Genomic DNA, 19,178 nt, shown 5'->3' on the forward strand with positions numbered 1-19,178 from the left:
TCACCCCTCCTCGACGGGCTGCGCGTCACGACGCCCGGCGCCCACAAACGACAGGGCCACGAGCAGGGCGAATGTCAGCAGCAGCGATCCCAGGGCGACGGCGATCGAGACCCTCGCGTCGATACGGCCGAGCACGTATATGGCCACCTGCAGGTTCTGGAAGTTGAGCAGCGCGGCCACGGTGAATTCGCCGAGCACCAGCGCGACCGACAGCAGTGCGGCATTCAACAGCGCGGCCGACATGTTCGGCGCCACCACGCGGAACATCACCGTCGGCCAACCGGCGCCGAGGGTGCGCGCCGCCTCCGAGAGGGTCCGCACGTCGATGGCGGAGAGCCCCGCGTCGAGGGCCCGGTAAGCATATGGCATGGCGAGGATGACGTACGCGAAGGCCAGGGTCAGCGAGGAGTTGCCGAAGAAATACGTGACCCAGAGGTAGATGGGGGCAAAGCCGACGACGAGCACGATCGCGGGGATCGCAAGGGGCAGCAGGCACAGGAATTCGATCATCCGCTGCAGCCGGGGCAGGCGGAGCCGGACCCAGATCATCGTCGGTACGAGGAGCAGGAGCATCGCGACCGACGTGATCGCCGCCAGCTCCAGCGAGATGGTGATCGCGGCGGTCAGCCCGGGGTACGTCACCAGCGTCCGCCAGGCGGCGAACGAACGCGGAGCGTTCACGCCGATCCCTCGGGTCGTGAATTCGGCCATCGCATACAGCGGCAGGAGGAAGAAGAACCCGACGACGACGAAGATCACGCCCCGCAGGAGGTTGAGCCTGGTCCGGCGGCGCGCATTGACCCCGCGTGGGACCAGGGCCGCTACCGCAGCCATCGCGAGGTCCGGCGCTGGAGCAGCGCGTATAGGGTCATGACCACCGCGACCATGACGATCATCGCGAGGGCGAGCGCGTTGGCGAAGTTCTCCCGGCCGAGCCCGACCTCGCTCGAGAGCGCGCCGCTGATCTGCAGCGGGATGATGATGCCGCCCTGGCTGATCAGGGCCGCCGCGGTGGCGAACGCCGAGAACGCGTTGGCGAACAGCAACAGCGTCGCGCCGAGGAACGCCGGCGTCAGCAGAGGGCCGGCGACGAGCCGCCAGTAGTCCCACGTCGTGCCGCCGAGGTTCTCAGCCGCTTCGCGCCACTGCGGCTGAACTCCGTCGAGCGCGGGCAGGAACACGAGCACCATCAACGGGATCTGGAAGTACGCGTAGACGAGGGTCAAGCCGCTGAGCTCGTAGAGCCAGACGCCGTGCGCGTAGATGTCGATGCCGTGGTTGCCCAGCCAGACGGTGACCAGCCCCGCGCCGCCGATCGTGGCGATGAACGCGAAGGCCAGGGCGACGCCGCCGAACAGGGCGAGCACCCCGCAGGCGGACGTGATGATCCGGCGCAGCACACCGTCCCGGTTCCCGGTGGTGACCGCGTACGCCAGCAGGGCGCCGAACACGGCGCCGATCACGGAGCTCGCCGCCGAGACGACGAAGCTGTGCACGAAGGAAGCGACGACGTACGGCTCGCCGAGGGCTCTCAGATAGTCGAAGGTGATGCCGCCCTGCCCGTCGAACGCGCCGAACACGACGATCGCGGTGGGCAGCAGCAAGAAGGTCGCGACGTACCCCAGGAACGGAACCACGGGCAGCCAGGCTCGCGGCAGCCGACGGCCATCCCGTGAGGGATGACCGCCGGCCCCGACCACGGTGTCGCCGGAGATCACTAACTGATGGCGTTCGCCCAGTTCGCGACGAGGTACGCCTTGGCCGCCGTCGCCTGGTTGAGGTTGATGAAGTTACCGGGGCCGCTCACGGGCGGCAGCTTGGCGGCCGCCGGCGCGTCGATGACGCCCTGCTTGGTCATCGCGTCCATCCGGACCGGACGCGCGCCGCCTTCGAGAAACAGGTTCTGGCCCTCGTTCGAATACAGGTACTCCATCCACAGGCGCGCCGCGGCCGGGTGCGGCGCCCCTTTGTTGACCGCCTGGTTGTAGAAACCGGCGACGATCGCGCCGGAGGGGATGAGGAGCGTCCACGCCGGCACGTCCGTCGCGAACGAGACCGCCAGGTAGTCCCAGTTGATCACGACCGGAGTCGTCCCGTTGGCGACCGTGGCCTTCGTCGCCGCCACCGGCACGAAGTTGCCGGCCTTCTTCAGCTTGGCGAAGAACTCCACGCCCTTGCTGATGTCGTCGAGCGAGCCGCCGTTCGCCAGCGAAGTCATCATGACCGCGCTGAGAGCCGAGTTGGAGGCCGTCGGGTCGGCGAAGAGTGCGATCTTGCCCTTGAACTCCGGCTTGAGCAGGTCCTGGACCGAGGTGATGGCAGACACCTTGCTGGAGTCGTACCCGATGGCCATGTAGCCGCCGTAGTCCTGGACCCACAGGCCGCTGGGCTCCTTCTGGGCGTCGGGGATGTCTTTCCAGGTCGCGACCTGGTACGGGGCGAAAAGGCTCGTGTCCGCGAGCTCGCGCACACCGATGTCGAGGGCATCCGGCGCGCGGTCGGTGCCGGCCAGCCGCTTGACGGCGTTGATCTCGTCCTGGCTGCTGCCCTCCGGGTTGTCGTCGTTGATCTTGATCCCATACTTGGCCTGGAAGCCGGCCATGATGGCGGCGTAGTTGGCCCAGTCCGGGGCCGTGGAGACGAGGTTGAGCTGCCCCTCCTTCTTGGCCGCGGCGACGAGCGCGTCCATGCCGCCCAAGGCGGCGGCACTCGTCGCGGTGGCGGCGGTGCTCGGGGCGCCCGATGTGCTGGGCGGCGCACAGCCCGCGATCGCGAGAACGGCCCCGACCGCCACACCTACGCGTGCGTAACGACCCGAATGCCTCATGTCCATGCCTCCCTGTTTGCTGGGCCTGGGTCGGGGTTCTGGCAGCCTTGAGGCCGAGACACGGCCCGATCACGGCCAGGGCCATGTATCCAGACCCAACTCAGCTAATGAGCTGATAGGCTAAGGTGCGGATCGCAGGACGTCAAGCGGTAGACGGCACCTCGAGGGTCACCGCCCGGAACCACCCGCCCACCGCCGTGAGAAGTCACCGACGAGCAGGCGTCCCATAGGAGGCAGTTGCAACAGATGAGTCAGGATGTCGCGAGCGCCGGATCATGGAAAGGCGTGTTCCCTGCTTTGTGCACGACGTTCAACTCGGATGGCGCGCTGGACATCGAGGCGCAAAGAGCCGTCGTCAGATTCGCGCTTGCGAGCGGAGCTCACGGCCTGGTCTGTTTCGGCCTGGCGGGAGAGGTCAACAAGCTGACGCCGGGCGAGCGAGAGGCGGTCGGAACGGCCATCATCGAGGAGGCGGCCGGCCGCGTCCCCGTCCTGGTCGGCGTGGGCGCCGAAGCGACCCACACCGCGCGGCGGCTGGCGCGCTTCTTCACCGATCACGGCGCCGACGGATTGGTCATCGCCGCGCCCGCCACCACGCGGCTCGCGGACCGGGAGCTGTACGTTCATTTCAGCGCGGTGGCGGGCGAGACCGATCTCCCTGTCGTCATTCAGGACGCCCCCGAGTACCTGGGCGTCAAGATCTCGCCTGAATTTGTGGCGCGCCTGGCCGCCGAGCATCCCCACGTCCGCTACGTGAAGGTGGAGTGCGGGCCCGAGGATACGGTGCCATGGGTCGACTCCATGGGGCCGGACATCGGCGTGTTCACCGGCGACGCGGGTCTATTTCTCACCGAGACGCTGCGGGCCGGGGCGGTTGGCAGCGTGCCCGGCGTCGAGGTCACAGACCTTCTGGTCGAGATCTATGAAACCGAGATGCGAGCCGATCGGGTGGCGGCCGATCAGCTGCTCATGAAGCTGCTGCCGTATCTTCGGTTCAGCCTGCAGGGAATAGATCACTACAACGCCTGCGCCAAAGAGGTTTTGCACCGACGTGGCATCATTCCGCGCAACGGCTTGCGGGGTCCGGGTCCCGTGCTTTCAGACGTGGCCTCGGCGCTGCTCGACGGGTATCTCGCCAACCTCGACCTGAGGCCGTCAAGGCTCAGTTCCTAAACACAACGGGGTCCAGATCGGACAAGATGGCATCCGATGGCAGTGCTGGTTAGCCTGCAGCGGTTCCGCCTCAGCGATCAGATCGTCGACCTTCTGGCAGGCGAGATCATCTCCGGTCGCTTGCAGGCGGATGAGTCGCTGCCCAGCGAACCTCAGCTGGTCGAGAGGTTTCGCGCCAGCAAGGTCGTCATTCGAGAGTCGATTCAAAAGCTGGCCGGGCTGGGCCTCATCCGCGTCAGCTGGGGCAAGCGCACGGTTGTCCTGGACGAGCGCGAGTGGAACATCCTTGCCGCCCCGGTGCAGCGGGCGTACGTCGAGGCGGGCCGCGCGGTGGAGCTTCTCACCCACCTGTATGAGGCTCGTCTCATCGTCGAGCCCGCGGCCGCGGAGCACGCGGCGGCTCGCGCCACAGCTGATGAGAGGGATGACCTGTTGACCATCGTGAAGGAGATGCGCGCCATCTCGACCGGCTCCCATGACACGCAGCGCTTTCTCAAGGTCGACCGGGACTTTCACGATGCCGTGGCCAGAATGGGGCGCAACGCCGCGTTGCGGGCCGTCTTGCGCGACTTGCACGCCACCATGTCGCAGCGCTGGCTGAACTCGAAGATAACTCCAGCCGAGCTGGAGGTTCTCGTCGGCCAGCACCAGAAGGTCGCCGAGGCGATTCGACTGGGCGATCGCAACGGGGCACGCGCCGCGATGGCCGAGCACATCGCCTGGGCAGCGGACCTGGAGACCTCTCGGGCCGCGCGGGAGGCTTCGCACGACCCGCTGAGCTGATGTCAGCGGCCGGCGATGGCGCTAGTTCAGCCGGCGGCCTCCACGCGGTCGAGAAAGCCGGCCGCCACCTGCCGGTACCGCTCAGGCTCTTCCGCGTGGGCGAAATGGGCGCTGGCCTCGAACACCACCAGCTCAGCCCCCGGGATCTGCCTCACGATCGCAGCCGCCATCTCAGGCGTGCACTCGTCGTGCCTGCCGCACGTGAACAGCGTCGGCACCCTGATCTCGCCCAACCGCTCGGCGACGCTCCACGAACGCAGCGTCCCGGTGACGTGAAACTCGCTGGGGCCGTTCATGGTCAGGTAGACCTCGGGATTGGACATCAGCTGCGCCACCGATTGCCGCACCGGGTCGGGCCATGGCTTCCGACGGCAAACGTGGCGCTCGTAAAAGGCGAGCATGGCCTGTTGGTATTCCGGGCTGTCCGTGGAGCCTTCGCTCTCATGGCGTAGCAGCGTCTCTTGCACCTCGGCCGGCAGCATGCGGCGGAGGCGGTCGGCCTCTGACACCCACGATGCCATGCTGGCCGGGGCGCTGGCGAGAATCAGGCTCTCCAGGCCGGCCGGCCGGCGAAGGGCGTACTCCATGGCCAGCATCCCACCCCACGAAAGGCCGAACAGATGGATCCGCTCCAGCCCGAGTGCGGCCCGCACCGTGTCGAGCTCCTCGAGGAAAAGCTCGATCGTCCACAACGAGGGGTCGTGCGGTTGATCAGAACGCCCGCAGCCCAGCTGGTCGTAGAAAACCACGTCTCGTCCGCCGCCTGCCAGCTCACCCAGCGGCTCGATGCAGTCGTGCGCGGCGCCAGGGCCGCCGTGGAGCGTCAGCAGCGGCCACCGTCCAGGCGTGCTCTCGCCCACGACCTGGTACCAGATGGCGTGGCCCCGGAATCCCAGGTGACCCTCGCGGACCTTCAGGCCCGGCATCGGGTCAGACGTCATCGACCGCCTCGGAAGCCGTGTAGCTCACGCTGTCGTATGCCTCCTTGGGGCTCTGGGTGAGCACGTAGCAGAACTCTTCGCCGGCGCACGAGACCTCGTGCGGGCTGCCCGGCTCGACCACCACGACAGAGCCCGGTTCGACGGTGTGGTCCTCGTGCTTGCCATCCGCGTCCCAGACCCTGACCCTGCCCCGGCCCCGCACGCCGACGAAGACGTCGTCGATGGCCGAGTGCCGGTGGGCCGGGATCCGCTGCCCGGACCGCAGCAGGTACAGCTCCGCCTGCGATCGAGGCGTCTCGTACACGGGGAGGAACAGGATCGGCTGACCCTCCACGTCCACCGCCGTGCCGCCACCGGCCAGGAGCCGGTCCACCAGAGCGTTCAGGTCCCGCGATGCGGCCATGCCAATCTCCTCCAAGTCACCAGGTGAACGTGCCACGCGCGGTCGCCAACACCCTGCCGTCGGGCGCCGTCACCGACGCATCAGCCCAGCCGAACCGGCGGCCGGCCCGAAGCAGAGTGCCGGTCACGACCAGCTCCGGGGCGGCGGCCGGTCTCAAGAAATCGGTCCGCAGGTCGACCGTGGCGCAGTCGACCCCCACGGCGGCGATGACGGCAAAGCAGGCGGCGGTGTCCAGGGCAGTGGCCAGCGCACCACCGTGGACCACCCCCGCCTCGCCCGATCGCACCGACGCCGGCGGCCGGAACAGGAACCTGACGCGTCCAGGCTCCCAATCGGCGAGCTCAAGGCCGATGTCGCGATGAATCGCGCAGGAGGCAAGCAACCGCTCCGCGTCCTCGCGCGCCAGAGCCGGCGTGGTGGCGTCCACCGGACCCGTCATCGCTTGGCTTCCAGGCCGTGCGGCAGCAGCTCCGCGGCCCGTCCCTTGAGCGCGCCGCGATCCAGCTTGTTGGTCGACGACAGGGGCAGCGAAGCGACAAAAAAGACCCGCCGGGGATGCGCGTAGGCGGGCCCGTTGGCGAGGCAGTGCTGCTTGATCTCATCCTCTGTGGCCCGCGCGCCCGCCTTCAACACGACGAACGCGACCGGCGCAGATCCCTTGACCGGGTGGAGGGCGGGAACCACGGCCACGTCGGCCACCGCAGGGTGCGACAGAACGACCGTCTCGACCTCTTTCGGATAGACGTTCTCGCCGCCCACGCTGATCATGTCGTCGGTACGCCCGCAGAAATAGCAGTAGCCCTGCTCGTCGCGCCGCATGAGATCGCCGGTGCGCATCCAGCCGCCAGGCCAGAAGCGCTCCGCGGTGAGTCCCGGCTCGTGAAGGTAGCCGAGCGCATTGGCCGGGGAGCGCGACCACAGCTCCCCCACCTCGCCGGGGCCGCACTCGCGGTCGGGTTGGTCGGGGACCGTGATCTTGATCTCGACATCCGGGACCGGCAGCCCGGTGCTGCCCAGCTTCTTTATCCCCCAGCGTGGGGAGAGGACGTTCGCCCCCGCCTCGGTGAGTCCATACGTCTCCACCACGTCGCACCGGAACCGAGCCTTGATGCGGCTCATCAGCTCGTCCGGCACGGGCGCCGACCCGCACTGCAGCAGGTTGATCGACGACAGATCGAAGCGGTCGGCGTCGGGGTCCGCCAGCAGCAGGGAGTACATCGAGGGCGTGCCGGACGTGTAGGTGACGCCGTGCCGCTGGATCGCTTCGAGGACGCTGCGGCGCTCGAACTGCGGGAGGATCACGACGCCTCCACCCACAAACAGCATCGGCAGCAGGATCGCCCACAGCGCGTTGGCGTGATACAGGGGCCCCATGACGAGCCCGGTGTCGCCGTGGTCCAGCAGCATGCAGCGGGCGCTCGATCGCGCCTGCCACCAGGTGTTGCTGTGGCTGAGCATGCATCCCTTCGGCCGGCCCGTGGACCCGGACGTGTACATGAGCAGCGCCAGGCCGTCGGGATCGCTGGGGCGCACCTCGCCGAGCGGACTGGCGGAGGCGAGCGCCGCGTCGTAGTCGATCGCCTTCAGGCCGTCGCCGATGGCGAGCATGGCCTTGAGCCCTGGCGAGCCCCCGGCCATGGCCGTGATCCGGTCGCCCAGGCTCGCGTCGGCGACGATCAGCTTGGCGTCGCTGTGGCCTGAGATGTACGCCAGGGTCTCGCGGCTCAGTTTGATGTTGACCAGCAACGCCACCGCGCCCGCCATCAGCGTTCCGAGCAGGGACTCGACAAAGCGCCAGTCGTTGCCGGTCGCGAGGGCGACCGTGTCGCCGGGCGAGACGCCCAACGCCGGCAGGAGCCCGGCGAAGCGCCGGGCGCGCTCCTCCAGCTGCGCGAATGAGAGTTCCCGGTCGCCGGCGACGATCGCCCGGCGGTCGGGGTCGATGCGCAGGGCTTCCGTGCACACCTCGCCGAAGTTGCCACCGCGAAGCCAGGGACGGGGCCGCTCGCTCACAGCGTCAGCTCCAGCCCGCGCTCGGACGTGGTCAGCGCCTCGCACCCGCTCTCGGTGATGAGGAAGTCGTCCTCCAGCTTCATGTTGCCGGCGCCCGGGAAGTACACGCCAGGCTCGATGCAGATGGTCACGCCAGGCTCGAGCGGGGCCTCCTCGGTGTCGAGGCTCGGCCATTCATAGGAGGTCGCAAGACCGATGCCGTGGCCGGCGCGATGGGCCACCTTGTAGCCCGCGGCCTCGATGATGCCGGAGGCCGCCCGGTGGAGATCGCGGCAGGGTACGCCCGGCCGTGCCAGCGCAACCGCCGCCTCGTACGCCGCCAGCACGACGTCCCAGGCTTTTCGCTGCGGCAGGCTCGGCCTGCCCAGCACGAACGTGCGGCTCGCATCCGCCTGGTAGCCATCGACCTCCGCGCCGAGGTCGATCATCACCGTGTCGCCGGGCTCGAAGCGCCGCGTGGAGGGCATGCGAATGGGGACCGGGTGCTCGGTGCCGCTCACCACGGTGGTCGCGAAGGCGCAAGCGCCGCCCGACTCGAGCGCAAGCGTCGACAGCCTGGCGGCGAGCACGCTCTCGGATACGCCGGCGTGGACACCGGCCCGGCCGGCGTCGAGCATCGAGTCGGTGAGCCTCGCCGCGGCGCGCAGACGGTCCACCTCGAGCGGGCTCTTGCGCCGCCTGAGCTTGGCCAGGCCCGCACCCACGTCGACGAGGTCGACTCCAGGCAGTCCCTCCATCAGCGCCCTCCAGGCCGGGGCCGGCATGCGCTCCACGCCCGCCACCCCCAGGCGCTTCGGCCTTGCCTGCCGCAGCGCTTCGACCACCAGCGGGATGGGGTTGATGGCGGCGTCCCAGCGTTCGATCCCTGAGCGGCCGATCGCTTCGACGATCTGCCATGGGAAGGTGAGGAAGCAGGCAAGCTCACCCGCGAGGAGCAGCCAGGAATCACCGAGGACCGGGGTGAAGTTGGTCAGGTAGCGGAAGTGCTGCGCGTGGCCGTCGCAGCCGAAGACCAGGCCGGCATCACAGCCCGCGCCGTCCAGGACCTGGCGGAACCCGCGCCTTCTCGAGTCGAGCTCGACGCCCCACTGCACTTCCGGGGCCGGCTCGGTCACGAATCCCCTCCCGTTTTCTGCCGTCCCAGGTAGAGCTCGATGACCGTCTCGTTCTTGAGCAGGTCCGACCCTGGGCCCTCGAAACGGTTGCGACCGAGTTCGAGCACGTAACCGCGATCCGACATGGCCAGGGCCCGGCGGGCGTTCTGCTCCACGACCAGGATCGTGACGCCCGACTTGCGGATGTCGAGGAGCTTCTGGAACACGAGCTCGACGTACTCCGGCGCCAGGCCGGCGGACGGCTCGTCCAGCAGCAGCACCTCCGGCTGCGGCACCAGCGCGCGGGCCATGGCCACCATCTGCCTCTGGCCGCCGGACAGCAGGCCCGCCAGTCGCCGGCGGGCCGGTCGCAAGGGCGGGAACAGCTCGTAGAGCGCATCCGTGCGGCGCTGCTGTTCGATTCGCCCCAGGCCTCTGGCCGGGATGTCCAGGTTCTCTGCCACCGTCAGCGACGGGAACACGTTCTCCAGCTGAGGCACGTAGCCCATCCCGCGCCTGGCCACCTGGTGCGGCTGCAGGGCGTCGATGCGATCGCCCCTGAGGGAGACCGAACCCTGGCGTGGCCGCAACAGGCCGAACATGACCTTGAGCAGCGTCGACTTGCCCGCTCCGTTGGGGCCGACCACGGTGACGATCTCGCCGGCCTCGAGCTTCAGATCGAGCCCCGTGAGGATGTTCACCTCGGGCACGTAGCCGGCGACCAGGCCGCTGACCTGCAGCAGCGCGCCGCCGTCACTCAAGCGACATCCTCCCCGTGCGCGCCCAGATAGGCGTCGATCACGCGCCGGTCGCGCCGCACCTCCGACGGCAGGCCGGTGGCGATGACGCGGCCGAAAGCCATGACGACGACGCGGTCGGCATTGCTCATGACGGCCTCCATGTCGTGCTCGATGAACAAAAAGGTGATGCCCTGCTCGGTGCGCAGCTCGTGCACGTGGGCGAGTATCTCCTGGCCGAGGACCGGGTTGACCCCCGCCAGGGGCTCGTCCAGCAGCACCATGCGCGGCTTGGCCATCAACAGTCGCGCGAACTCGAGCAGCTTCCGCTGACCGCCTGACAGCGTGCCGGCGTAGGCGTTGGCGAGCGCGTCGAGGCGGAACCGTTCCAGCAGCTCCAGCGCTCGCTCGCGAATCGCGCGCTCCCGCGGCCGCCAGCTGAACGGGTGGGTGATCAGGCCCAGGATGCGCTCGCCGGGCTGGTCGGAAGCGGCCAGCATCATGTTGTCCAGGACCGTCATCGCGGCCAGGGCCTTGGTGATCTGGAACGTGCGCACCATGCCCTTCTTGGCCACCGCGTGTGGTGGCCGCCCGAAGATCGATTCGCCCTCGAACTCGATGGCGCCGCGGTCGGGCTTGATGAATCCGGTCGCCAGGTTGAAGAGGGTGGTCTTGCCGGCGCCGTTAGGCCCGATCAACGCCGTGATCGAGCCCCGGCTCACCTCGAAGGTGGCTCCATCCACGGCTCTCAAGCCGCCGAAGCCCTTGACGAGATCGCGCACGGCGAAGATGGGGTCAGCCACGAAGCACCATCTCCTCGCGCTTGCCGAGGATGCCCTGGGGTCTCAGCACCATGACCAGGATCAGCACCAGCCCGATGATCAGCAGCCGCAGGGCGGCCACCTTGTCCGCGGCCAGGGGGAGGTCGAGGAAACGCGCCCCTTCCAGCACGAACCAGAGCAGGATCGATCCCAGTGCCACCCCCGCGTAACGGCCCATGCCGCCGAGCACGAGGATGGCGAAGCCGATGAACGTGAAGTCGGCGGAATAGGTCCCCGGGTAGATCAGCGTGATGTTGAGGGCGAGCAGGTAGCCCGCGATCGCTCCGATTCCCGCGGCCAGCGCCATCGATTGGACCTTGTACGCGTAGGCGTTCTTGCCCAGGGCCTCGGCCGCGTCCTCATCCTCGCGGATCGCCCGCAGCACCCTGCCCCACGGAGTGTGCTGCAGGGCGAGGAGGATCAGCAGGAGCGCGACAAAGGTCAGCCAGGTCACGAAGAACAGCGGGAGCTGGTCCTGGTCGCCCAATCCGATCCCGGACAGGAGGCCGAGCACCCGCGCCTGGACCGTGCTCCACGCCGTGTCGAACCCGAGCAGGCCGTTGTTGCCACCGGTGAGGCCGATCGCGTTCTGGGCGACGCTCTGCACGATCTCGGCGGCGGCGATGGTGGCGATGGCGAGGTAATCACCCCGCAGCCGCACCGAGGGCATCGCCACGACGACCCCGGCCAGCATCGCCAGCAGGGTCGCCACCGGCAGCGCCAGCCACGGCGACCAGCCGTACGTGATGATCAGGATGGCCATCGCGTACGCCCCGATGGCCATGAAGCCCGCCTGCCCCAGGTTGATGATGCCCGTGAATCCGACGTTCAGCTGCAGGCCCAGGGTGAAGATGCTGTAGATCCCGGCGACGATGCCGACGCCAATCCAGAAGTCGGCGTGGCCGAACGGCGCGAGGCTGACCAGGTGGATCACTTGAGGGCAGGCCGGCCGAGCAGGCCGTTGGGCCTGACCAGGAGGGTCAGGATCAGGATGGCGAAGCCGACGGCGAGCTTCCAGCGTGCGTCGATGAAGAGCGTCGACCACTCCTGGGTCAGACCCAGCAGAAGGCCCCCGGCGAGCGCGCCGTAAGCGTTGCCGATCCCTCCGAGAACGGTGGCGGCGAAAAGGCTGAGCAGGAGCTGGAAGCCGAAGTTGGGAGTCAGGACGCCGACCGCCGCCGCCACCAGCACACCCGCCAGCCCGGCCAGGCCGCCGGCCACCAGCCAGGTGGCGACGATCACCCTGCCGGTGTCGACCCCCGCCACCTCGGCCAGGTTCAGGTTGTCTGCGAGCGCCCGCATCTCCCTGCCGAGCCGGCTGACGTTCAGCAGGACGGCCACCAGCACCAGCACGACGAGACCGATCAGCACCACCGCGAGCTCGGTCGTCCCGAGCCGGACGCCACCCAGGAAGCTCACCGCGCTGGTCACGTCCACGTTCAGGCCGCGCGGCTGGCTGCCGGCGACGAACTGGATGCCGTTTCTGATCACGAACGCGAGCCCGATCGCGATCAGCAGGAGCTGCAGGCCACCCGCGCGGCGGGCCCGCATGGGCCGCCACAGCCAGAGCTCCAACGCCGCCGCCATGAGCGCGGTGGCCGCGATCGCGATCGCGGTCGCGGCCACGATCGGCAAGCCCAAGAACGCGTTGGCGAGCAGCGCCATGTAGGCGCCGAAGGTCAGGTAGTCGCCGTGCGCAAAGTTCACCAGCCGTAGAACTCCGTACACCAGCGCCAGGCCGACTGCGCCGAGGGCGAAGTAGGTCCCGGCGACCAGGCCGTTCACGGTCGCCTGGGCGGCGGGCTGATAGCCCTTGGCCGCCACCAGGACCAGGAAGGCGGCCGCGGCGACGGCCACGATCAGGAGGCCCCGCGAGCCGGTCGACAGGCCGAGCCCGGGCCTCTTGGAGGTCGTCGCCTGGGGTGCGGCTGGGGGGCTCGACATCAGAGGGGCACGCAGCAGGCGGGCGCCCCGGGCGCCCGCCTGCTCATCCTCGAACCTATGGCTTGGCGTCGATCTTGCGGTCCAGCGTGAGCTGGCCGTTCTTCCAGGTCGAAAGGTCGAACGTTCCGGTGCTGGTGTCGCCCTTGGCGTCGAAATCGATGGCCCCTGAGACGCCCATGTAGTGGATCTGCGTTCCCGCACGGAGCGCCTTCATGGCGCCCGCAAGCTGAGTGAACGTGAACGGCTGGCCGTCGGGCCCGGAGATCTTGCGCATCTGGGCGTTGATGGCGGCTGGGTCGTTGGATCCGGCCGCAATCGCGGCGAGCCCGCAGAGGATGGCCGCATCAAAGTTGTTGTCGTCGAGGGCGAAGCGCCCGGGACCTGGTGCGCTCGTGTACAGCTTGTCGAAGTCCGCTGCCTGCGGAGTGCCGACGGGAGAGCCGGCATTGGTCGCATGCGCGCCGTTCAGCGCGGCGGCGGGGATGGCCGAAGGAATCGGCGAGACGGCCAGCGCATCGGACACGAACAGCTTGCTGGGGTCGAACTCGCCGGTGCGCAGCAGGGCCGCGGCGACCTTGCCGAACGTGTCCGGGAAGTCGGCGAAGACGTATGCGTCAGGGTGGTTGGCGAGGATCTTGGCGGCCTCGGAGTCGTACGTGGGCTGGTTGGGGTCGTAGCCGACAGGCCCCTGGATCTTTCCGCCCAGCTTCGTCCAGGCATCCTTGAACGTGTTGGCCAGGCCCTCGCCGTAGGGCGAGTTCTGGTAGCCGATCGATACCGTCTTGCCCTGCGCCGAGCCCAGCTGCGACTGCACCGCCGTGACCAGCGCCAGCGCCTGGAGGTTGTCAGGCGGCGCGGTGCGGAAGATGGTTCCGCCGTCATCGGTGAGCCGCATCTTGGCCGACGTCGCCGAGGGCAGCAGGGTGATCTTCCTCGCCTTGGTGACACCCTTCAGGATGGCCAGGGATTCGGGCGTCGTCGCCGGTCCGGTGAGGCAGGTCGCGCCCTCGTCGATGACCTTGCGAGCGGCGGAAAGAGCCGCCTGCGGATCGGTCTGGGTGTCAGCCGAGACCACTTTGAAGGTGGCGCCGAGCCCGGCGTCCTTGGCAGCCTGGTTCAACTGGTCGACGGCCAGCTTCACCGCCTTGTCGGCGGGGCCGCCCAACGCGCCGAGGTCGCCGGTGAACGGCTCGACGTCGCCGATGGTCGTGGTGAAGTTGAGCGAGCCGCCGGCAGAGCTGCCGCCACCGCCGCACGCGGCGGCAATGAGCATCGCCGGCAGCCCGGCGACCGCCAGGGCTCTCAACCCTCTTGCACTGCTAAACCTCATCTAGTCCCTCCCTGAATGTAGTCGTCGATCCTGATGCCCCACCCGGTACGTGATTGCCGGCGGCTCGGGCGAGCCGCACCACAGCCTTGTGATGTCGTTACGCCGTGGTCCGCGGCGCCACCTGGTCGAACAGCGCGTCCGGGACCACGACCACCTTGCCGAACGCGCGCCGCGCCTCCAGCTCGTCGACCGCATCCCGCGCGCGGGACAGCGGGAGGACGGCGTGAATGACCGGCCGGAGCCGCCCGGAAGCGACCATCGAGCACAGCTCGATCAGGTCCTGCCGGGTCCACCCGTCCGAGCCGCGGATGTCGATCTCGCGAACCCACAAGTAGCGGAGATCGGTCACCGCCTCGTGGCCGCTGGTGCCGCCGCAGCACAAAAGCCGGCCGCCCTTGCGCACCGATCGTAGAGACTGTCCCCAGGTGTCCTTGCCCGAGTAGTCGACCACCACGTCGGCGCCGGCTTTCTTGGTCAGCGCCCAAACCTGCTGTCCAAACCGCCCGTCGGGCGCGACGACCACTTCGTCCGCCCCGAGCTCACGCAGCTTGGAGCCCTTGGCCTCGCTGCTCGTGCACGCGATCACCCGGGCGCCGGCCAGCTTGCCGAGCTGGACGCAGCCGACCCCGACGCCGCCCGAGGCGCCAACGACCACGAGGGTCTCGCCGGCGGTCAGCCCGCCTCGGGAAAAAAGCATGCGGCGGGCGGTGCCGTACGCCACCGCTAAAGAGGCGAATTCCACCATCCTCGTGTCGTCGGCGAGGGGCATGAGGTTGGTGATGGGCACGGTGACGTACTCGGCCAGGCCGCCACGCCTGTTCTCGCCGAGCATTCCGCGTCCCTCCAGGATGGGGTCGACGAGCACCGGCGTTCCGATCGCGATTCCGCCGGCTGTGGACCCCAGCGCCTCCACCCAGCCCGCGATGTCCCCACCGCCGATGTGGGGCAGGGGCACCGGCAGTCCGGGCATGCCGCGCCGGGCGAAGATGTCGAGGTGGTTGACGGCGCAGGCGGCGACGCGAACGAGCGCTTCGCCGGGCGCCGGCTCGGGGCGCTCGATGCGGCCGACCTGGATCCGCTCCGGCCCCCCGTGCTCGCGAATGACCGCCGCCTGCATGAGGGGAGCCGAGTGCATGGGACGCTAAGCTTACTACTGATATGTTCAGCTCGGCAATCGCCCGCCCATGACCCTCAGGTAAGGTTGAGAGCCTGAAGCAAGCCGCTGATCGGACCGCAGCCGGCGGACACCCACTGAATCCCACGCTGGCCGAGTCGGTGTTCGAGCAGCTGAAGCGCGAGATCGTCGAAAACCATCTCGAATCGGACACCCTGCTCACCGAGCTGGCGGTGGCCGCTGGTTACTCCGTCAGCCGGGCCCCCGCGCGTGAAGCTTTGAAGCGCCTGGCGGCCGTGGGGTTCGTTCGGCCCCGCCGGCGGGTCGGCTACCTGGTGACCAACGTGAGCCTCGCCGACCTCGACGAGATCTTCGCCATGCGCCTCGTCCTCGAACCCCTGGCCACCGAGTTGGCCGTCGGCCGCCTCACCGAGGCCGACGCCGCGATTCTGAAACGGCTCGCGGAGGGCGTGCAGCGGGTCGAAGTCGCGGCCGACGAACGCGGCCGGATGATCACCAAGCTCAACGCGGACTTCCACCGCGAGATCGCCAGGATCGGCGGCAACAAACGCCTCGAGCAGGCGATCACCCGGCTGGTGGACGAGCTCGAGCGGGTGATGCACATGCTGGCGTACAGCCCCACCGTTGGGTCGCTGCTCGAAGAACACTCGGATCTGTTGGTGATGATGCAGGCGGGCGATCCGAAGCCGGCGGGTGAGCTGATGCGTGCGCAGCTGGAGCGCGACTACAACGCCATGCGCAGCCTGGTCATGCGGACACCGACGGCGCTGACGCTGGTGCGTCCCGCGCCCGAGAGCTGATCCACCGCCAGATCCGGGCGGCGGCCCTGGGGGTCACGTCAGACGGAGCGTCTTTCCAGCAGTTCGGTGATGGAACCTTCGAACTTGGCCAGGCGCCTGTGGACCTCGATCACCTCGTCTGAGCTGATGGGGTCCAGCGGGTCGATGTCCCTCTGGTGCTCAGTCCACTCCGAGCCGCACTCACACCTGTGGAACAGGTAGCGATCGGTGTGGGAGCGGTAGGTGTAGACGGAAGCGTCCTTGAGGCGCCGCCCGCAGGCACACTTGCCCTTGTCTGGTTCCAGCTTCGACTTTTGCAATGACGTGTTCCTCGACCTGTATAACGAACCAGGAAGCTGTTTCGTGGCATGGTACACCCGCAGCCACCGGATTGGAACCATCAACTGTCTGTCAAGCCCGGGCGGTGGCGCCCGGATTGTAGGCTCGATCCCCTCACCCCACCTCCTCGATTGAGGGGTGGTCCCGGCCTACGCGCCCCGCAGGGAGTTCAGTTCGGCCAAGAGGCCGTTGACGTCCCGGAGGCGTTCCTGTCGCGAGGCATGCTCCAGGGTCTGGTACTGCGACAGGACGTCGACGAACCCCTCACCGACGTCGTAGCCGTGCTGCCGCAGCAGCTCCCCGCCCCGTTCCCCCAGCCGCGACACGACGTCGCGGATCTTGCTGTCGAGGCCGAAGGTTGGCAGTGCGCCCTGCGCCCGCCCGGTCTCAGGCACTCGGCGCCTCGATCTTGCGCACGATCACCCGGTGCCCGTGCCAGGTGCCTGGAACCCCCGCCGGCTCGTCTCCTGTATAGCTGAGCTCCAAACGCCAGATCCCACCGACCTGGATTGGCGCCACCGACAGCTTGCTCTTGGGGTTGCCGCGCTGCAGCGACTGGATAAGCGCCACCCCGTACAGGACGAGCGCGCCGGGCAGGCTGATCGTGTTGATACGGCCGCCCTCGCTCGAGCCGTCGACTCCGGACGTGCGGGAACCCAGGGCGTGGATCACTTGGTTAGGTTAACGGCCGGCGGGACTTGAGCGCGGCGAGGATCGCATCCACCGTGGCCTGATAGCCGAGTCGACCCGTGTCGAGGACCATGTCGTAGTGCGAGGCCAGGTTGCGGTCATGGCCGTAGACCTGCTTGATGTAGGCGGTCCAGTTCTCATCCGCCTGCTTCATGCGGCGCCTGGCCTCCTCCTCACCGAGGCTGAGGCGCGCCATGACCGCCTTGACGCGAACCGCCTCGGCGGCGCGCAGGAAGACATGCAGGGCGCCTTCGAAATCGCCAAGGATGTAACCGGCGCCTCGCCCGACGATGACGACGTTGCCGCCTCGGGCCGCCTCCCTGATCACCTGCTGGGTGATCTGCAGCACGGCTTTGCGCGAGTCGAAGGTCGGATCGGCGTTGGGCGGGTTCCAGGCCGTGGCCTCGGGCGGGATGAGCGGCTCAGAGCTGGCGGAGCCGAGCGCGACGAGGAGGCGCTCCAGCAGCGAGCCGGGCTGCTCGTCCTCGGCCTCGACCTCCTCCTTCGGCAGCTGGAGGCGGTGCGCCACCTCGTCTATGATCCGCGACTCGAGGAGGTCGGCCTTCAGCTCGCGGGCGAGCATCGCGCCCACGGTCCTGCCTCCCGCCCCGAACTGGCGCCCGACGGTGATGACCGGCATTGCTGGCATCAATTAAAGCCCCTCTCGTTCTCCGGCAGGGAGGTGAGGCCCTCCACCCCGGCCCTCTCCTCGAGGCGGAGCTGGGCGGCTATTCCAGGTAGTCCCGCAGTTTTTTCGAGCGCGAGGGGTGGCGCAGCTTGCGCAGGGCCTTGGCCTCGATCTGGCGGATGCGCTCGCGGGTCACGCCAAACCGCTTGCCGACCTCCTCCAGCGTCCGCTGGTGGCCGTCGATGAGCCCGAACCGCAGCTGCAGCACGCGCCGCTCCCGGGGCGTCAGCGTGTCGAGCACGTCCTCCACCTCGCTGTGGAGCATGGTCAGCGACGCCGCATCCGACGGCGACACCGCCTCGCGGTCCTCGACAAAGTCCCCGAGGTGGGAATCCTCCTCCTCACCGATCGGCGTCTCGAGCGACACCGGGTCCTGCGAGACCTTGACGATCTCGCGCACCTTCTCCGGCGTGATCCCCATCTCCTCGCCGATCTCCTCATCGCTCGGCTCGCGGCCCAGCTCCTGGAGCAGGCGCCGCGAGACGCGGACGAGCTTGTTGATCGTCTCGACCATGTGCACCGGGATGCGGATCGTCCGCGCCTGGTCGGCGATCGCACGCGTGATCGCCTGCCGGATCCACCAGGTCGCATACGTCGAGAACTTGTAGCCCTTGTGGTAGTCGAACTTCTCGACCGCGCGGATGAGGCCCATGTTCCCTTCCTGGATGAGGTCGAGGAAGGACATGCCGCGGCCGATGTACTTCTTGGCGATCGACACGACCAGCCGAAGGTTGGCCTCGGTCAGCCGCTGCTTGGCTTCATAGGCGCGCTCATACCGCTCGGTCAGGCGATAGCGCGCGATGCGATACGACTCCATCGCTTCGTGGCGGACCCGCGGCCGAGCCGCCCCGTTGGTGGCCTGGCGGCGGCGCTCCGCGGCGGCCGCGTCGAGCAGGTTTTGGATCTTGGACAGGTCGTCGAGTCCCAGCAGCTCCTGCGCGATGTGAGCCTGCTGGCCCTTGCGCTTGAGCGTGGCCAATCGCTCGATCACGTCCGGCAGCATCTCCTCGACGGACCGCTGGCGAGCGTCGATCTCCTCGACGACGTTGAGTGCCTTCAGCGCGTCATGAAGAGGCTTGGCCTCGATGGCCTGCGCGAGCTCGACCTCGTCGTTGGCGGTGAGCAGGCTGACACGCCCGATCTCCTTGAGGTACATGCGCACCGGGTCGTCCAGCGAGACCGAATCCATCATCTCGATATCGAGGAGCATCTCGTCGTCGATCTGCTCGACCTCTTCGAAATCCTTCTCGCCGTCGGTGACCTCGATTCCGATCTCCTTGAACGCCGCGAAGATGCGGAAGATCTGGTCCGGCTCGGCGTCGATCTCCGGGAAGCCCTGGAGGATGTCGTCGGGCGTGAGGTAGCCCTGCTCCTTGCCCTTGACGATGAGCTGCTCGGCCACGGCCATCAGCTCGTCTTCGAACTTGTGCTCCGGCTTCTCGAGGGCCTTGCCGGCCCTGGCCCCAGTCTTGGTCGCGACC

General features: G+C 68.3%; 22 protein-coding genes. 3 read left to right on the forward strand and 19 right to left on the reverse strand.

The annotated features are described in order from the left end of the window. The 3 genes from EPN29_11320 to EPN29_11330 all read right to left on the reverse strand — a co-directional run bounded on the left by EPN29_11320 (nt 1) and on the right by EPN29_11330 (nt 2,827). On the reverse strand, nt 1-834 hold the full coding sequence (locus EPN29_11320) for an ABC transporter permease subunit (protein TAN31796.1): 834 nt from the start codon (nt 832-834) through the stop codon (nt 1-3). Then, nucleotides 822-1,643: an ABC transporter permease subunit gene (locus tag EPN29_11325; GenBank protein TAN32000.1), complete on the reverse strand. Its 822-nt coding sequence runs from the start codon at nt 1,641-1,643 to the stop codon at nt 822-824. The genes EPN29_11320 and EPN29_11325 overlap by 13 nt, the downstream gene beginning before the upstream one ends. Before the next feature lie 74 nt (nt 1,644-1,717). Beyond that, nucleotides 1,718-2,827 (reverse strand): extracellular solute-binding protein, encoded by a 1,110-nt coding sequence (locus EPN29_11330; protein ID TAN31797.1) that lies wholly within the window; start codon nt 2,825-2,827, stop codon nt 1,718-1,720. Between the two features lie 246 nt (nt 2,828-3,073). On the opposite strand from EPN29_11330, the gene EPN29_11335 reads away from it, so the two are divergent. Together EPN29_11335 and EPN29_11340 are read left to right on the forward strand one after the other, a co-directional pair. Then, entirely contained in the window at nt 3,074-4,000 is a 927-nt protein-coding gene (locus tag EPN29_11335; protein TAN31798.1) for a dihydrodipicolinate synthase family protein, read from the forward strand. Between the two features lie 36 nt (nt 4,001-4,036). Further along, the gene (locus tag EPN29_11340) at nt 4,037-4,783 is read left to right on the forward strand and encodes a FadR family transcriptional regulator (GenBank protein ID TAN31799.1); all 747 of its coding nucleotides are present in this window, start codon (nt 4,037-4,039) and stop codon (nt 4,781-4,783) included. A gap of 26 nt (nt 4,784-4,809) precedes the next feature. On the opposite strand, the gene EPN29_11345 is transcribed toward EPN29_11340, so the two are convergent. From EPN29_11345 to EPN29_11395, 11 genes are all read right to left on the reverse strand, one after another. Then, nucleotides 4,810-5,700, reverse strand: a complete 891-nt coding sequence (locus tag EPN29_11345) for an alpha/beta fold hydrolase (protein ID TAN32001.1) — start codon at nt 5,698-5,700, stop codon at nt 4,810-4,812. Nucleotides 5,701-5,713: 13 nt separating this feature from the next. Then, nucleotides 5,714-6,127 carry a cupin domain-containing protein gene (locus tag EPN29_11350; GenBank protein TAN31800.1) on the reverse strand — a complete coding sequence of 138 codons (414 nt, stop codon included), beginning with the start codon at nt 6,125-6,127 and terminating at the stop codon, nt 5,714-5,716. A 16-nt stretch (nt 6,128-6,143) separates the two neighbouring features. Then, complete coding sequence (locus tag EPN29_11355) at nt 6,144-6,566, reverse strand: PaaI family thioesterase (protein ID TAN31801.1); 423 nt, start codon at nt 6,564-6,566, stop codon at nt 6,144-6,146. Further along, nucleotides 6,563-8,314, reverse strand: a complete 1,752-nt coding sequence (locus tag EPN29_11360; GenBank protein TAN31802.1) for a long-chain fatty acid--CoA ligase — start codon at nt 8,312-8,314, stop codon at nt 6,563-6,565. Before EPN29_11360 ends, EPN29_11355 begins: the two co-directional genes overlap by 4 nt. Continuing rightward, nucleotides 8,137-9,255, reverse strand: a complete 1,119-nt coding sequence (locus EPN29_11365) for an aminopeptidase P family protein (GenBank protein ID TAN31803.1) — start codon at nt 9,253-9,255, stop codon at nt 8,137-8,139. Before EPN29_11365 ends, EPN29_11360 begins: the two co-directional genes overlap by 178 nt. Then, complete coding sequence (locus EPN29_11370; protein ID TAN31804.1) at nt 9,252-9,995, reverse strand: ABC transporter ATP-binding protein; 744 nt, start codon at nt 9,993-9,995, stop codon at nt 9,252-9,254. The genes EPN29_11365 and EPN29_11370 overlap by 4 nt, the downstream gene beginning before the upstream one ends. Further along, on the reverse strand, nt 9,992-10,774 hold the full coding sequence (locus EPN29_11375; protein ID TAN31805.1) for an ABC transporter ATP-binding protein: 783 nt from the start codon (nt 10,772-10,774) through the stop codon (nt 9,992-9,994). Before EPN29_11375 ends, EPN29_11370 begins: the two co-directional genes overlap by 4 nt. Next, complete coding sequence (locus EPN29_11380) at nt 10,767-11,726, reverse strand: branched-chain amino acid ABC transporter permease (GenBank protein ID TAN31806.1); 960 nt, start codon at nt 11,724-11,726, stop codon at nt 10,767-10,769. The genes EPN29_11375 and EPN29_11380 overlap by 8 nt, the downstream gene beginning before the upstream one ends. After that, on the reverse strand, nt 11,723-12,736 hold the full coding sequence (locus EPN29_11385) for a branched-chain amino acid ABC transporter permease (protein ID TAN31807.1): 1,014 nt from the start codon (nt 12,734-12,736) through the stop codon (nt 11,723-11,725). The genes EPN29_11380 and EPN29_11385 overlap by 4 nt, the downstream gene beginning before the upstream one ends. Before the next feature lie 55 nt (nt 12,737-12,791). Next, the gene (locus EPN29_11390) at nt 12,792-14,066 is read right to left on the reverse strand and encodes a hypothetical protein (GenBank protein TAN31808.1); all 1,275 of its coding nucleotides are present in this window, start codon (nt 14,064-14,066) and stop codon (nt 12,792-12,794) included. A 97-nt stretch (nt 14,067-14,163) separates the two neighbouring features. After that, nucleotides 14,164-15,201, reverse strand: coding sequence for an alcohol dehydrogenase (locus tag EPN29_11395; GenBank protein TAN31809.1), 1,038 nt, complete (start codon nt 15,199-15,201; stop codon nt 14,164-14,166). Nucleotides 15,202-15,341: 140 nt separating this feature from the next. Between EPN29_11395 and EPN29_11400 the strand changes: the two genes are divergently transcribed. Then, complete coding sequence (locus tag EPN29_11400; protein ID TAN31810.1) at nt 15,342-16,001, forward strand: GntR family transcriptional regulator; 660 nt, start codon at nt 15,342-15,344, stop codon at nt 15,999-16,001. 38 nt (nt 16,002-16,039) lie between these two features. Here EPN29_11400 and EPN29_11405 read toward each other — a convergent pair whose 3' ends face one another. The 5 genes from EPN29_11405 to rpoD all read right to left on the reverse strand — a co-directional run bounded on the left by EPN29_11405 (nt 16,040) and on the right by rpoD (nt 19,105). Further along, nucleotides 16,040-16,300, reverse strand: coding sequence for a hypothetical protein (locus EPN29_11405; protein TAN31811.1), 261 nt, complete (start codon nt 16,298-16,300; stop codon nt 16,040-16,042). Nucleotides 16,301-16,468: 168 nt separating this feature from the next. Beyond that, nucleotides 16,469-16,714, reverse strand: a complete 246-nt coding sequence (locus EPN29_11410; protein ID TAN31812.1) for a hypothetical protein — start codon at nt 16,712-16,714, stop codon at nt 16,469-16,471. Then, a complete protein-coding gene (locus tag EPN29_11415) occupies nt 16,707-16,991 on the reverse strand; it encodes a hypothetical protein (GenBank protein TAN31813.1) in 285 nt (94 codons plus the stop codon). Before EPN29_11415 ends, EPN29_11410 begins: the two co-directional genes overlap by 8 nt. Before the next feature lie 4 nt (nt 16,992-16,995). Continuing rightward, nucleotides 16,996-17,658, reverse strand: coding sequence for a cytidylate kinase-like family protein (locus tag EPN29_11420; GenBank protein ID TAN31814.1), 663 nt, complete (start codon nt 17,656-17,658; stop codon nt 16,996-16,998). 79 nt (nt 17,659-17,737) lie between these two features. Further along, nucleotides 17,738-19,105, reverse strand: a complete 1,368-nt coding sequence (gene rpoD, locus EPN29_11425; protein ID TAN31815.1) for an RNA polymerase sigma factor RpoD — start codon at nt 19,103-19,105, stop codon at nt 17,738-17,740. Between the last annotated feature and the right edge of the window lie 73 nt (nt 19,106-19,178).

This window comes from bacterium, from assembly GCA_004299235.1.
In the GTDB taxonomy this organism is placed as follows: domain Bacteria; phylum Chloroflexota; class Dormibacteria; order Dormibacterales; family Dormibacteraceae; genus SCQL01.

Excerpts from the sequence above, each read along its gene's own strand:
- EPN29_11320 (TAN31796.1), bottom strand. The coding sequence starts at position 834 with ATGGCTGCGGTAGCGGCCCTGGTCCCACGCGGGGTCAATGCGCGCCGC.
- EPN29_11330 (TAN31797.1), bottom strand. The coding sequence starts at position 2,827 with ATGAGGCATTCGGGTCGTTACGCACGCGTAGGTGTGGCGGTCGGGGCC.
- EPN29_11335 (TAN31798.1), top strand. The coding sequence starts at position 3,074 with ATGAGTCAGGATGTCGCGAGCGCCGGATCATGGAAAGGCGTGTTCCCT.
- EPN29_11340 (TAN31799.1), top strand. The coding sequence starts at position 4,037 with ATGGCAGTGCTGGTTAGCCTGCAGCGGTTCCGCCTCAGCGATCAGATC.
- EPN29_11350 (TAN31800.1), bottom strand. The coding sequence starts at position 6,127 with ATGGCCGCATCGCGGGACCTGAACGCTCTGGTGGACCGGCTCCTGGCC.
- EPN29_11355 (TAN31801.1), bottom strand. The coding sequence starts at position 6,566 with ATGACGGGTCCGGTGGACGCCACCACGCCGGCTCTGGCGCGCGAGGAC.
- EPN29_11360 (TAN31802.1), bottom strand. The coding sequence starts at position 8,314 with ATGGCCGAGCCTCGACACCGAGGAGGCCCCGCTCGAGCCTGGCGTGAC.
- EPN29_11385 (TAN31807.1), bottom strand. The coding sequence starts at position 12,736 with ATGTCGAGCCCCCCAGCCGCACCCCAGGCGACGACCTCCAAGAGGCCC.
- EPN29_11390 (TAN31808.1), bottom strand. The coding sequence starts at position 14,066 with ATGAGGTTTAGCAGTGCAAGAGGGTTGAGAGCCCTGGCGGTCGCCGGG.
- EPN29_11395 (TAN31809.1), bottom strand. The coding sequence starts at position 15,201 with ATGCACTCGGCTCCCCTCATGCAGGCGGCGGTCATTCGCGAGCACGGG.
- EPN29_11420 (TAN31814.1), bottom strand. The coding sequence starts at position 17,658 with ATGCCAGCAATGCCGGTCATCACCGTCGGGCGCCAGTTCGGGGCGGGA.
- rpoD (TAN31815.1), bottom strand. The coding sequence starts at position 19,105 with ATGGCCGTGGCCGAGCAGCTCATCGTCAAGGGCAAGGAGCAGGGCTAC.